The 12069-nt window shown below is 71.1% G+C and carries 12 protein-coding genes; 7 read left to right on the forward strand and 5 right to left on the reverse strand.

The genetic code is table 11. The features are described 5' to 3' along the window. Positions 1-53: 53 nt before the first annotated feature. Positions 54-482, forward strand: coding sequence for a cupin domain-containing protein (locus tag ACIRYZ_RS37200; protein ID WP_402952823.1), 429 nt, complete (start codon positions 54-56; stop codon positions 480-482). A 48-nt stretch (positions 483-530) separates the two neighbouring features. Here ACIRYZ_RS37200 and ACIRYZ_RS37205 read toward each other — a convergent pair whose 3' ends face one another. Continuing rightward, positions 531-1790, reverse strand: coding sequence for an alpha/beta hydrolase family protein (locus ACIRYZ_RS37205; protein WP_402952825.1), 1260 nt, complete (start codon positions 1788-1790; stop codon positions 531-533). A 536-nt stretch (positions 1791-2326) separates the two neighbouring features. Next, on the reverse strand, positions 2327-2458 hold the full coding sequence (locus ACIRYZ_RS37210) for a hypothetical protein (protein ID WP_402952827.1): 132 nt from the start codon (positions 2456-2458) through the stop codon (positions 2327-2329). Between the two features lie 156 nt (positions 2459-2614). Between ACIRYZ_RS37210 and ACIRYZ_RS37215 the strand changes: the two genes are divergently transcribed. Then, positions 2615-3550, forward strand: a complete 936-nt coding sequence (locus ACIRYZ_RS37215; protein WP_402952829.1) for a hypothetical protein — start codon at positions 2615-2617, stop codon at positions 3548-3550. A gap of 231 nt (positions 3551-3781) precedes the next feature. Here the strand turns inward: ACIRYZ_RS37215 and ACIRYZ_RS37220 are convergent, their stop codons facing one another. After that, positions 3782-4528 (reverse strand): SDR family oxidoreductase, encoded by a 747-nt coding sequence (locus ACIRYZ_RS37220; protein WP_402952831.1) that lies wholly within the window; start codon positions 4526-4528, stop codon positions 3782-3784. Between the two features lie 99 nt (positions 4529-4627). Between ACIRYZ_RS37220 and ACIRYZ_RS37225 the strand changes: the two genes are divergently transcribed. Further along, positions 4628-5530 (forward strand): LysR family transcriptional regulator, encoded by a 903-nt coding sequence (locus ACIRYZ_RS37225; protein ID WP_402952890.1) that lies wholly within the window; start codon positions 4628-4630, stop codon positions 5528-5530. 526 nt (positions 5531-6056) lie between these two features. Here the strand turns inward: ACIRYZ_RS37225 and ACIRYZ_RS37230 are convergent. Next, positions 6057-6638: a TetR/AcrR family transcriptional regulator gene (locus tag ACIRYZ_RS37230; RefSeq protein WP_402952832.1), complete on the reverse strand. Its 582-nt coding sequence runs from the start codon at positions 6636-6638 to the stop codon at positions 6057-6059. A gap of 84 nt (positions 6639-6722) precedes the next feature. Here ACIRYZ_RS37230 and ACIRYZ_RS37235 point away from each other — a divergent pair, with 84 nt between their 5' ends. Both ACIRYZ_RS37235 and ACIRYZ_RS37240 read left to right on the forward strand, forming a co-directional pair. Next, positions 6723-7604, forward strand: a complete 882-nt coding sequence (locus ACIRYZ_RS37235) for an SDR family oxidoreductase (RefSeq protein ID WP_402952834.1) — start codon at positions 6723-6725, stop codon at positions 7602-7604. Positions 7605-7672: 68 nt separating this feature from the next. Further along, entirely contained in the window at positions 7673-7978 is a 306-nt protein-coding gene (locus ACIRYZ_RS37240) for a hypothetical protein (RefSeq protein WP_402952894.1), read from the forward strand. Between the two features lie 261 nt (positions 7979-8239). Here ACIRYZ_RS37240 and ACIRYZ_RS37245 read toward each other — a convergent pair whose 3' ends face one another. Beyond that, positions 8240-9532 (reverse strand): MFS transporter, encoded by a 1293-nt coding sequence (locus tag ACIRYZ_RS37245; protein WP_402952836.1) that lies wholly within the window; start codon positions 9530-9532, stop codon positions 8240-8242. 101 nt (positions 9533-9633) lie between these two features. Between ACIRYZ_RS37245 and ACIRYZ_RS37250 the strand changes: the two genes are divergently transcribed. Next, the gene (locus tag ACIRYZ_RS37250) at positions 9634-10674 is read left to right on the forward strand and encodes a DUF5937 family protein (RefSeq protein ID WP_402952838.1); all 1041 of its coding nucleotides are present in this window, start codon (positions 9634-9636) and stop codon (positions 10672-10674) included. A gap of 268 nt (positions 10675-10942) precedes the next feature. Further along, on the forward strand, positions 10943-11698 hold the full coding sequence (locus ACIRYZ_RS37255) for an SDR family oxidoreductase (protein WP_402952839.1): 756 nt from the start codon (positions 10943-10945) through the stop codon (positions 11696-11698). Positions 11699-12069: the final 371 nt, after the last annotated feature.

Genomic DNA, 12069 nt, shown 5'->3' on the forward strand with positions numbered 1-12069 from the left:
CATCGGCGAAAAGCTCATCGCCATACGCGATCGTCCAGTCCTAGGCTGAGCGCATGGATCCACTGGCGACCCTGCTGGACGGCCCTCGCGCACGCGGCGCCTTCCTGCTGCGCTCGATCCTCAGCCCGCCCTGGTCGCTGCGGATCGCCGACCGCGCGCCGTTGACGCTGATGTACCTGGTCAGCGGCGGGGCATGGGTGGTGCCCGACGCCGAACCGGCCGTGCGCCTGCGGCCCGGCGACATCGCGGTGGTACGCGGCCCGGAGCCGTACACCGTCGCCGACGACCCCGCCACCGCGCCCCGCATCGTCATCCAGCCCGGCCAGGTCTCCACCGGCCCGGACGGTGAACTGTGCGACGAGATGGACCTCGGCGTCCGCACCTGGGGCCACGACCCCCAAGGCTCCGCCGTACTCATGCCGCCGCCTGCTGACCGCCCTGCCGCACGTGCTTTTGACGGGGCGTCCCTGGATCGTGGCTGACTCGTCGGTAGTCGGCCCGTCCCGCGAGCGGGGACGGGCCGACGGTTCTCAAGGCAGTTGGCTGAACCAGCGCACGATGGCCGCCGTGCCGGCGACGTTGGAGCCAAGGTGCCTGGAACCGGCGAAGTCCGGGGTACCGAGGTTGACGACTGCCGCGTTCACTCCGTGCGACCGCAACGTGGCCTCGCAACGGTCGGTGTTGGCGTTGGCCGCCTGCTCGTCCGCGTCGGCCACGTACAGGCGGACCGGGACGCGTGGTGCCCAGTCGCAAGTGCTGTCGGCTACCCGGAGTGCCTTGGCCAGGCGGCCGGTCGGGTGACGCAGCATCTCGAAGCCGTGTGGGGTGAGCAGTGCGTCGATGGTGTCGGGCGTGCCGGCGAAGAGTTGCGCGCCGGCGTGCGAACCATCGAACAGTGCCTCGATCGTACTGTCGTACGGCGCCTGGAAGACCTCGCCCGGGGAGTCGTACAGATGGTGCAGCCGGTTCCATGCAACCAGAAGGTATGCCGAGTACAGCACACTTGATTTCGGTTCGAGAGAACCGTCGAGCAGTGCTGGCAGCTCGGCGTACCGGAAGTCGTAGGCGCCGCTCACCGGCGCGACGGCCTGGAGCCGGAACCACCGGTCGTCGCCGGCCTGGAGTGTCCGCGCGAGTCCCATCGCCGCCGAGGCACCCTGGGAGAACCCGGTGACCAGCACGTCGTGGCCCAGCGCACGGCCCGTACTCGGAACGAAGGTACGGGCTGCCCGGAGCATGTCCAGGGAGGCGGTCGTCTCCGACGGCACATCCATCCAGGGGTGGAGTCCCGGGCCGGTGCCCAGACCGATGTAGTCCGGGGCGACAGCGGCGAACCCGGCGGACGCGTACGTGAGGGCGGGCGAGGACACGAACCCCGCCTTGACCATGGAGGAGGGGGCGTCGAACCGGTAACTGGTTGTGCCGTGGGTGAATGACACCGTCCGCAAGTCGTGTTCGCCGCCGCGGGGCAGCACCAACAGCCCGCTGGCGATGATCGGCCGACCGCTGGGGTCCACGGTTCGGTACACCAGCCGGTAGGCGTCCACTCCGAACTGGACTGTGCTCGCGTCGTACCTAGCGGCGACCAGTGCTGCGGCGACGTCCTCCTTCGTGGCCAGGGTGGTCGTCTGGTGAGCGGAAACCAACCGTCCACGATCGCTCGGGTGCACCGTGTCCGCCGATGCGGCCCCCGTCGTCACGGTCGCAGCGGCCAGGACGGCCAGGGCTGCCCCGGCGTTCAGCCGACGAAGCACGGACCGTAATCTGCCTGTCTGGTTTGTGGGTTTCATGCCACCGACGTTACGTACGGTCACCCTCGTGCCACAGTCCGGCCAGCGGGCGTATCTGTCCTGTGGCTATCCCTACCGCGACACCAGACGCGAGCAAGGGGCGGACGAAGGTCGGCCGACCCCTGTGGGCTCCGACTCGACGGTCCTCCGGGCGGAAGGCCATCACCATCCAGCGGCTTCGCTTCTCGCGGACATCCGCAGCATTCAAGATCGCCAAGCGCTGTCCAATCCGCTGTCCACACATGGCCGCTGCACGTGAACGAAGCCACCGGCCCGAGCCCCGACACCGCCCAGAGCTTCAAGATGCAAGAGGTGCCGGCGACTTCCCGCCTGTCGGAAACCCGACGAAGATGCAAGAGCGTCACCGCCCCCGCCCCCAGGACGCTGGCCGGCCCAAGGCCGACGCCGGTGCCTGGCCTGACGGCCCGGTCGCAGGGTGCCCGAGATAGGAAGGAGCCACGCGGCCGGGGTGCAGTGCGGGGACACGGGTCGGCCTGCGGCCGGTAGGAGCGGTTCCGGTGAGCGGACGGTGCCAGTCACGCCTCGGTCACCAACTCGCCCACCCGCTCCCGGTCCTGGGCGAGCGGGTGCGCGTCCGGCACCTCCGGAGGCGCCGGATCGAAGCCCTTGACCGGCCGGGAGCCCTCCACCGGGCCCGGCGACGTCACCGCCCCTTCTGGTCGGGCCCGGCGTGGAGACAGCCCGGGCCGGCAGCCGCCCGAGATCCTGCGAGGTACCGGGTCGCAGCCGGTGAACACCCGTGGCGCTGCGGCCTCCCGGCGCTCTGCCCTGCCATCGTTGCTCCGTGAAGGGAGGTGGTCCGGATGGCCCGTACGGAAGGACCCGCTACGGCCGTGTCGGTGCCGTTGTGTCTGATCGGTGCCGACGCGGGGGTGCTCTCGCCCGAGCGCTCCACGGCCTGGCGCCGGATCAGGGAGGCGGCTGTCGGCGGCGAGCTCGCCGAGGCTGGACGGCTCGCCGCCGAGCTGCATCAGGCGGTACTGGACACTGAGGGTGCCGACCACTTCAGCGCTCCGGCCGTTCAGGAGGTCCGGGCCTATCTGGCCCACCGCGCCGGGGACCACCGGAGTGCCGCCGACCTCTACGAACGGACGGCTGCGGCGTGGGCCTTCACCGGCGCCGGCGCTGTTCGGCCGGCGATCATCAACGCCCGCGCGTGCTGGGCGCTCGCCGGGCACGCCGCCGTCGACCGACCTGCCGCGCGATCACGGACCGCCGCCCTGTTGACCGGCCGGGCTGCGCGCCGGTGCGCGGTGGTGGCGGTCGCAGGGATTCTGTCCTGCGGCGCGGTGGAGCCGACGGCCGAGGACCGGCCCCGGCCCGCGCCCGCCGCCGAGCGGGTGGAGCTCGCCGCTGCCCCGGTGCTGCAGCTTCTGGTCGAGACACCGAGCGCCGTGCCCGTCCGTCCTTCCGCCGCCCGGGCCCCGGAGCCCTCCCCAGCCCAGCCGTCCGGCCGGCCGCCGGAGCAGGACCGGGAGCCCGATGGCGCGGCCTCCGACGAGCCCCTTGTTCACCCGCCCGGACGGCCGGCAGTCCCAGCCGTCCCGTCCCGGCCGGGGCCTGCACGGCCCCTGGCCGGCGTGTCCCCTCGGCCGCCGCTCCGGCCCACCCGACCCGCCGAGCAGCCGCCGCCCGCCGACCTGCAGCCGGCGGTGCCGGTCGACGTCTGCGCGGAGAGCGGCAAGGTCGGCCTGCCGCCGAGCCTGGTCGAGATCTGCCGCGAGGCGTACGGGCGCTGAACCAGCAAACACCTGTGGCCGGGTGTGGAGCCTGTGCGTGCCGAAAACCTGTGTCGCCCTATGCGACCTGCGGGTATTTCGTGGATGAAGCCGCCGAGGAGAACCAGGCCGTCACCGAGATGCTGGCGGCCCTCCCGGCCGGCGCCGCCCGGATCGAGGACCTGGTGCAGCGCGGACCGGCCGCGCCGATCCGGCACCTTCCGCCCCGGCGAACCTGTGCGGTCAGAGCACCTAGAGTTGCGAAGCCCCTCCGTCGACGGGGAACTCCGTTCCCGTCGAGAAGGTCGCATCGAACGCCAAGTACGCCACTGCGGCGGCCACTTCCTCGGACGTCCCCAGCCGCCGCATCGGGTTGGTGCTCCGGTAGGTGTCCTTCGCCGCCTCGACGACGTCGGCAGGCAGCAAGGAGCGGTCCAGGATGCCCGAGTCGATCGGGCCGGGGCTCACGGCATTGACGCGCACCTTGCGCGGAAGCAGCTCGCGGGCCAGGGTGCGCGTCATCGACCGCAGGGCTGCTTTGCTCGCCGAGTAGACACTGAGCGCGTCGAGGCCCAGGACATTCACCACCGACGTGGTGAGGACCACGCCGCTTCCCTCGCGCAACAGCGGCGCCAACGCCTGCACTGTGAAGTACGGGCCCTTGACGTTGATGCCGAACAGCTCGTCGTACATCTCCTCCGTCGTCGAGTCGAACGGCGCGGACGCAGTGACGCCGGCGTTGACGAACAGCGCGTCCACCGCGCCGAACCGCTCCTGGACCGTGCCGGCCAGCGCCTTGATGTCCTGCAGGGACGCGGCGTCGCTACGGACGGCGATCGCCTTGTTCCCCAGCTGCTCCAACGCGGCGTCCAGGGTGGATCCGGTGCGGCCGGTGATCAGTACGTGCGCCCCACCGTCCGCGAACAACCGGGCCGTAGCCAGGCCGATACCGCTGCTTCCGCCCGTGATCACGATCTTCTTGCCGTCATAAGTGGTCATGCCCTCCAGCCAAATACCCACCCGCACACCATGTCCAAGACCTGTTCCGCATGCCGTCATGTCCCAGGCGCATGGCGGCGCGCGACGTACCCTGGGCGAATGGACGTTGATCTACGGCTCGTGCGCTATTTCACGGTCGTGGCCGAGTACGGCAACTTCGGCCGGGCCGCCACCAGGCTGCACCTGGCGCAGCCGTCGCTGAGCCGCCAGATCCAGCGACTGGAAGCTCAGCTCGGTGTCCGGCTTTTCGACCGCTCGCCGCAGGGCAGCAGCCTCACCGGCGCCGGTCGGGCCTTCCTTCCCAGGGCCCGGATGCTGCTCCAAGAGGCCGAGCAGGCCGCTCACACGGCCAGAGCCGCCGTCCAGCCCCCTACCATCACCGTCGGCTACGCCGAAGGACTGGTCATCACCGCCTGTGTGCAGGAACTGCGCCGCCGGCACCCCGACGGCCAGGTCCGCACCCGGCACCTCGACTGGCGGGACGCGGACGCCCTCGCCGAGGGGCGGGTCGACGCCCTCGTCGCATACGGACCCCTGCCCTTGCCCACGGACGGCTTCCGGGTGACCAAGCTCCATGAGGAGTCGCGGGTACTCGTCACGTCGGCGAGTCATCATCTGGCGAACGAGAAACCCGTCAGCCTGCGGGCTCTGTCGGACGAGGAACTGGCGACCTGCGCCAGCACTCCGGTTGTCTGGAGCACGCCCAAGCCGGTCGGCGACCGCCCGGCACCACCCCCGCCCGCAATCGACGACAGCTACGAGGACAAGCTGGAACTCATCGCCACCGGCCACTGTGTCGCGATCTTCCCTGCCGGCGATCGACGCGCTGCTGTGCGCGAGGACATCGCCCTGGTGCCTGTCATCGACATCGATCCCTGCGAGGTCGTACTCGTCACGCGCACTGACGACCCCAACCCGCTGCTCGGATCCCTGGAAGACGTCGCACGTACATTGCTCGGCACAGCCTCCCGACGGGAGAACAACGAACTGCCGGTCAACTGACCCCTTGCCTCTGCGAGGTGTTCCTCAGGGCTGTCGCCGCGCCGCACGGTCAGCGGGGCTGCCGACCGCTCCGCTGTGGGTCCGACTCCACCGATTTCCTACTCGGTCCGTCAGCCGTACATCGCCACGCGGTACGGACGCGCAAGCGCGCCACCAAGTGGACGGGGATTGCGGCTTACCGGCGGAGCCGAGCGTGTTCCACCTCCGCTGATTCACCGCGGCGGACGTCTGCCGGTTGCCGTCGGCACGGATCACGGTGAGAGTGCCACCACCCCGGACGGCGCCGCCGCGACCCCGGAAGACGCTCTGGCCAGCACCCCGCCGGGAAGCCGTAGTCGAGGATCCTTCTCTCCTGGGAGACGACCGAGACCATGCGTTGTATCGGACGGCGGGAACGCGGTGTGCCAGAGCTTGGCGCGCTCGGTACAGGCTCGGCCACCACAGCACCCCCCAGTAGTCGGATCGGACGTCAGCGCACATCCCACCGCGACCACCGTCAACCCGGCGAACCTGTGCGGTCAGAGCACTAGCGAAGCTCCGCGGCTGCCGCGCGGAGCTCGTCGAATGCGGCTCGCGTGAGGGTCGCCAGCTCGCCGGGGTCCTCGTCGCGGCTGGGGTCGGCCCACCGGGTGTACCCGAGCCTGAACGCGAGCACGCCGAGTTCGGCGGCCACCTGCGCCGCGGGTTCCGGGACATCCCGTCGCCTCAACGCCTCGACCATCGCCGCAGCCATGCCGATGCTCTTCAGCGCATCACGCCTCTGCAGCTCCTCGTTCGCCTCGATCGCCGCGTGCAACAGCGGGCTGAGCTCGCGATTGAACGACGTCATCTCGCCCGATGCACGCTCCAGGCCGGCCGCGACGGCTGTCAGCGGTGTCGCGTCCGCGGGGGCGGCCTCGATGCCCTCGGCCAGCAGGCGGCTGAGCGTCGTCTGTCCCGCGGTGAGGATCTCCCGCTTGTCCGCGAAGTGGCGGAAGAAGGTGCTCCGGGTGAGCCCGGCGCGCTCAGCGATCTGCGTGACCGTCGTGTCGTCATAACCCTGCTCGGCGAACAGGTTGAGCGCCGCCACGACCAGGCGCTGCCTCGCATCCGGCTTCCATCTCGGCATACGACCATCCTAGATGATGCGACAGCTGTCGCATCACGGTGTACGGTGATGGGACACATGTCGCATCACTCTCCTGGAGCTGCCATGCGCGTCTTCATCACCGGCGGAACCGGCCTGATCGGCTCCGCCGTCGTCGCCGAACTACTCACCGCGGGCCATTCCGTCACCGCTCTCGCTCGCTCCGATGCCTCCGTGGCCCGCGCCCGGGCCGCCGGCGCCGACGTGGTCCGCGGGGGTCTCACCGACCTCGACGTGCTGCGAACCGGCGCGGAGCAGGCAGACGGCGTCATCCACCTCGCCTTCAGCAACGACTTCAGCTCACCCGACGCACTCGCGCGTGGCGTCGCCGAAGAAGGCGCCGCGCTCGCGACGCTCGGTGACACCCTCGTCGGCACGGATCGGCCGCTCGTCACCGTGTCCGGCACGCCCCACGTGGCAGGACGCGCATCGACCGAGGAAGACCCGTTGCCAATGGACGGGCCCGTCGGCGGACGCAGCCGGTCGGTGAACCGCGCACTGGCACTCGCCTCACACGGCGTGCGCAGCTCGGCGGTACGGCTGCCGCGCACCGTCCACAACCAGGGCCAGGGCGGGTTCGCCGGGCTGCTCACCGACATCGCCCGCCGCTCCGGCGTCGCCGGCTACCCCGGGGACGGCGCGCAGCGCTGGCCTGCCGTCCACGCGCTCGACACCGCCGTCCTGTTCCGGCTCGCGTTGGAGAAGGCGCCGGCCGGAAGCTCGTGGCACGCCGTCGCCGACGAAGGTGATGCGGTACGCGACATCGCCGCGGTCATCGGGCGGCGGCTTCACCTTCCGGTCAGGCCGGTGCCGCAGCAGAGTTTCGGTCCCCTCGGCCCCATCTTCGTGACCGACCAGCCCGCATCCAGCGGTCACACTCGCACCGCCCTCGGCTGGGAGCCGACGCGCCCGAGCCTGCTCGACGACCTGGAGAACATCGAAGCCTGAGATGCCTGCCCGGCCATCGGCGGCCGCAAAGGAACCCGGCCCCGCTCGCCCGCCGAGCGGGACCGGGCATGCTCCTCAATTCCGTTGAACGCTGTGTGGCCGCCACAGGGACGGGCCTGCGACCGGAGACCGGCTCAGATAGCTCCATCCCGCCGAGGAACCAGCCCGCCGGCCGAGGTCTTGTCGGTTCCGAGGTCCTGCAACTGGAGGTCGGCGTGCGGCCCGGGCAGACGCTGCTGGTCAGCGGCGCGTCCGGCGGCGTCGGGTCGGGATGCTCGGCGATCCGGCGGCGCATCGTCGGGGAGACCCGGGTTCCGTTCAGGAGCACTGCCGAATCGCTACTGCCGTGTGTCAGCAAGGCCTCGACCACCTGATCCGGCAGCTGCGGACGGCGGCCTCCAGGCGTCAGCGGGCCTGGATCTCTTCGATCAGCCGGTGCATCACGCCGGTGCCGGTGGCGACCTCACCCGCTGACCCGACGGAGTTGTCCCCGATGCCACCGCCGTGTCCACTCACTGCCCCGCGGCCACGTCCGCCTGTGTCAGGGCGCGTCCGAGAACTCGGTCACGGACTGGCCCACAGTCGGAGCGCCGTACGGATCGGCCTGGGGGCGGCGCTTCGTCGTGGTCATCGGTTCACCGCGGAGCGCCGGGGCCGGGCAGTTCGTGTTGGGTGCGCAGTGGTGAGAAGAAGATCGGTACCCAGACCGTGGCGAGCCCGGCGGCACCGAGCCACAGGGCGGTTCGGATGGAGGCGAGTTCGCCCAGTAGGCCGGCCAGGGCGGCGCCGATGGCGAGTGAGCCGGTCAGTAGGACTCGCATGGTGGCGTTCATCCGGCCGAGCAAGTGGTCCGGTGTCACGCTCTGGCGGAAGCTGACCTTGATCACGTTGTCGATGCCGACCTTGCACGTGGTGATCAGCCAGGCCGCCCCGGCGAACCAGAGGGCCGGTCCGCGATCGGCCAGCGCCAGCAGGACGCCGAACGGTGCGACGGCCAGGCCCATCAGCCACAGCACTCGCCCGGCGCCGAACCGGTGGGCCAGCCATCGGGCCGACTGCGAGCCGATGAACACGCCGAGGCCACCGACTGCGAAGTACAGGCCGATGACGCCGTTGGAGAGGCCGAGTTCATGGGCGAACAGCACGGGCAGCATGGTCTGGCACAGCTGGATGGACAGGTTCGTCAGTGCTCCGGCGAGCGCGATCGCCCGCAGGATCGGGTGGCCGAGCACGAAGCGCAGGCCCTCGCGGATCTCGCCGCTGAGGCATGCTTCGCGCCGGTCCTGCGGGCGCGGCTCCGAGCGGCGGATGCGCAGCAGGAGGATCGCCGACCACAGGTAGCTGGCGGCGTCGACCACGATCGCCGTCGGAGCGGACAGCAGGGCCACCAGGAAGCCGCCCGCGCTGCGCCCGCCGATCTGGGTGAGGGCGTCCACCGTCACCAGGTGGGTGTTGGCCTGGGTGAGCTGGTCGCGGCCGACCAGGTCGGGCAGTTGGCTCAGTGCGGCCACGTCGAAGAAGACCGTGGCCGCGCCCGTCAGCAGGACCACCAGGTAGAGCTGTTGGATCGTCAGGCAGTCGAGCGACCAAGCGGCCGGCACCGACCCGAGGAGCGCGGCCCTGACCAGGTCGGCGGTGATCATCACGGGCCGCTTGCGGATCCGGTCCACCCAGGCTCCGGCGGGCAGGCCGATCAGCAGGAAGGCGAGGGTGCTCAGCATCGCCAGCAGGCCGACCTGTCCGGCGGAGCTGTGCAGGGCCAGGACGGCGGTCAGCGGTATCGCCAGGGAACTCACCGCGGTGCCGAGCTTGCTCACCGCGGTGGCGCCGATGAGAAGGCGAAAGCCCGGGTTGCGCAGGGCCGAAGGATGCGGCTCGGGCGTGGCATCGGCCGTGTCCGGCCGGCGGGCGAGATCAGTGCTGGTCATGGAGTGAGGTTCCCGCCGCACCGGCCGGCGGGCGAGGAATTTAGGCTGTACTGAATCCTGAGCCGTTGGCCGCGGGGTCTTCCGCCGTAGAAGGGTGCATCGTGCTGGACCTGGCGTTCTCCGTCCGCGACCTGGCCCGCACCCGGTTCGCCCTGTCGCCGCTGTGGGAGGTGGTGGCCAGTGTCAGGGTGTTGAAGCATCCGGCCGAGAACCCGCTGCACCGCCCGTGGAGCGACGAGGTCGGGCGCCGGCTGGCTGCCTCGGGGCTGGACTGGCGCCTGCTCGCCGATCTGGTCCCGCAACCGCCCCGGTCGATCCCGGTCTTCGTCGCGCCGCCACCGACAACCTCGGTCGCCGATCTGGGAATTGAGCTGGCCGTGCTGCGCGCCACGCCGTCCGAGCAGGTCCGCTCCGGCCTCAGCGGTCCACGCGCGCCGTGTTCCGAGCGGATCGATCGGCTGCGCAGCGATCCGTGCCGCGGTCTCGCCGAACTCGCCGACGTCATCGAGTCGTACTGGGAGATCGCGCTCGCGCCGTACTGGCCCCGGATGCGCTCGCTCCTGGAGGGTGACGTGCTGCACCGGGCCAGGCTGTTCGCCGAGCACGGAGCGGATCAGCTGCTGGGCGATCTGGGGTCCGGCGTGACCTGGGACGAGGACACCCTGTACGTCGGGCACCACTACGCCCGCGGCAGTCGGCAACTCGGCGGGCGTGGCCTCCTGCTCGTGCCATCGGTGTTCGTCTGGCCCCGGGTCTTCTCCGTCATCGGCCCGAACTGGCAACCCACCCTGCGCTATCCGCCGCGCGGGGTGGCCACGCTGTGGGAACGGCGGTCCACCCTCCCACAGGCCCTGGCAGCGGTCGTCGGCCGCTCCAGGGCCCGCCTGCTGGCCGAACTCGACACACCCGCCTCAACCATCGACCTGGCCCGCCGCACCGGGATCACCGCCGGCGGAGTCTCCCAGCACCTGACCGCCCTCCGCTCCGCCGGCCTGGTCGACGCCCACCGCAGCGGCCGGTACGTGCTGTACGTCCGCACCGAGGCGGCGGAAGTCCTGCTGGCTGCTGCGCACGCACGACGTGACGATGCGGCGCGGGCATGGCCGGAGACCGGCGATCAAGGCTGTGCCCTGGGCGGATGATTTGTCGGCACCGGCAAGGCCGGCAGCCAGCAGAGCGTCCCGAACGAGCTCCCCAGCGGCCGCCGTCGGCGGGCGGGCCGGGCGGCGTCCTCCAGCGTGTCGCGGGGCGCTGCTCGGCCGGTCGTGCGGGCGGCGTCCGCGCGGGACGGCCGGATCCCCAAGGGGCAGTGTGATCTCGACCGCCGATACCACTCGCGCGAAAGCGGGAGAACGCCTATATGATCGTGCGTCAGTTCGACTGCGAGATCAACTAATTGGGGGAACGTCCATGTCAGGGAAAGCAGTTCGCGATCTCGTCGGCAAAGTCGCGATCGTGGTGGGCGGCAGCCGGAACCAGGGGGCTGCCTGCGCCGAGGTGCTCGCGGCGCGCGGGGCCACCGTGGTGATCAGCTATGCCGGTGACGCGCAGGCGGCCGAGCAGACCGTCGCGGCGCTGCGCAAGCACGAGGTGACGGCCGAGGCGGTGCGCTCCGACGCCACCGTGTCGGCGGACGTCGGCACGCTCTTCGCCGGCGTGCTGGAGCGGCACGGGCGGCTCGACATCGTGGTGCACCTGCCCGGCATGGTGCTGAAGAAGCCGCTGGCCGAAGTCACCGACGAGGAGTTCGACCGGGTGATCGATCTGAACACGCGCAGCGCGTTCTACACCCTGCGGGCGGCGGCGCGCTCGCTGGCGGACAACGGCCGGTGCGTGGTCTTCTCCACCACGCTGACCTCGGTGATGACCGGCCCGTACGGGCTCTACTCGGGCAGCAAGGCGGCGGTGGAGCGGATGGTCCTGGCCGCGGCCAAGGAGCTGGGTTCGCGCGGCATCACGGTCAACGCGGTGGCACCCGGGCCGGTGGACACCTCGTTCTACCGGGGGGCCGAGACCCCGGAGTCGATGGCCGCCGCAGCGAACCACAGCCCGCGCGGCCGGCTCGGCCGGCCCGGCGACATCGCCCCGGTGGTGGGCTGGCTGGTCAGCGAGGAGGCGGACTGGGTCTCCGGGCAGACGGTGCGCGCCAACGGGGCAATGTTCTGACCGGGGGGCCTGTGACGTCACGGGAGGCCCCCCGCCCAATACCAGCGTGACGGATCCGGTCCGGCCGGGCCGTAACGGGCCCGGCCGCCCGCCCCGTGGGCGCCGATCTCCTCGGCCGGCGCCGCCCCCAGGTTCTGGTTCCCGCAGCACGGCGGATGTCGGTCGTCATCGCGGGGACAGAGATCCCCGCGCTGGGGCTCGGCTTGCCGCACATGCAACACGCGATGCGGAACGCGGGGCTGGTCTTCGACGCCTCATCCATCGGCAGAATCAGGTGAACCCCCGCGCGCGGCCGGCCTCCGACGGCCGTGATCGCGGAGCACGGCCCGCACGGTCGGTGCGGGCCGTCACGTGGTCGTGGCGGTGACCTC

This window comes from Kitasatospora sp. NPDC101155, assembly GCF_044768305.1.
Taxonomy (GTDB): Bacteria; Actinomycetota; Actinomycetes; order Streptomycetales; family Streptomycetaceae; genus Kitasatospora.

Excerpts from the sequence above, each read along its gene's own strand:
- ACIRYZ_RS37220 (WP_402952831.1), bottom strand. The coding sequence starts at position 4,528 with ATGACCACTTATGACGGCAAGAAGATCGTGATCACGGGCGGAAGCAGC.
- ACIRYZ_RS37230 (WP_402952832.1), bottom strand. The coding sequence starts at position 6,638 with ATGCCGAGATGGAAGCCGGATGCGAGGCAGCGCCTGGTCGTGGCGGCG.
- ACIRYZ_RS37245 (WP_402952836.1), bottom strand. The coding sequence starts at position 9,532 with ATGACCAGCACTGATCTCGCCCGCCGGCCGGACACGGCCGATGCCACG.
- ACIRYZ_RS37225 (WP_402952890.1), top strand. The coding sequence starts at position 4,628 with ATGGACGTTGATCTACGGCTCGTGCGCTATTTCACGGTCGTGGCCGAG.
- ACIRYZ_RS37255 (WP_402952839.1), top strand. The coding sequence starts at position 10,943 with ATGTCAGGGAAAGCAGTTCGCGATCTCGTCGGCAAAGTCGCGATCGTG.
- ACIRYZ_RS37235 (WP_402952834.1), top strand. The coding sequence starts at position 6,723 with ATGCGCGTCTTCATCACCGGCGGAACCGGCCTGATCGGCTCCGCCGTC.
- ACIRYZ_RS37200 (WP_402952823.1), top strand. The coding sequence starts at position 54 with ATGGATCCACTGGCGACCCTGCTGGACGGCCCTCGCGCACGCGGCGCC.
- ACIRYZ_RS37240 (WP_402952894.1), top strand. The coding sequence starts at position 7,673 with ATGCTCCTCAATTCCGTTGAACGCTGTGTGGCCGCCACAGGGACGGGC.
- ACIRYZ_RS37205 (WP_402952825.1), bottom strand. The coding sequence starts at position 1,790 with ATGAAACCCACAAACCAGACAGGCAGATTACGGTCCGTGCTTCGTCGG.
- ACIRYZ_RS37215 (WP_402952829.1), top strand. The coding sequence starts at position 2,615 with ATGGCCCGTACGGAAGGACCCGCTACGGCCGTGTCGGTGCCGTTGTGT.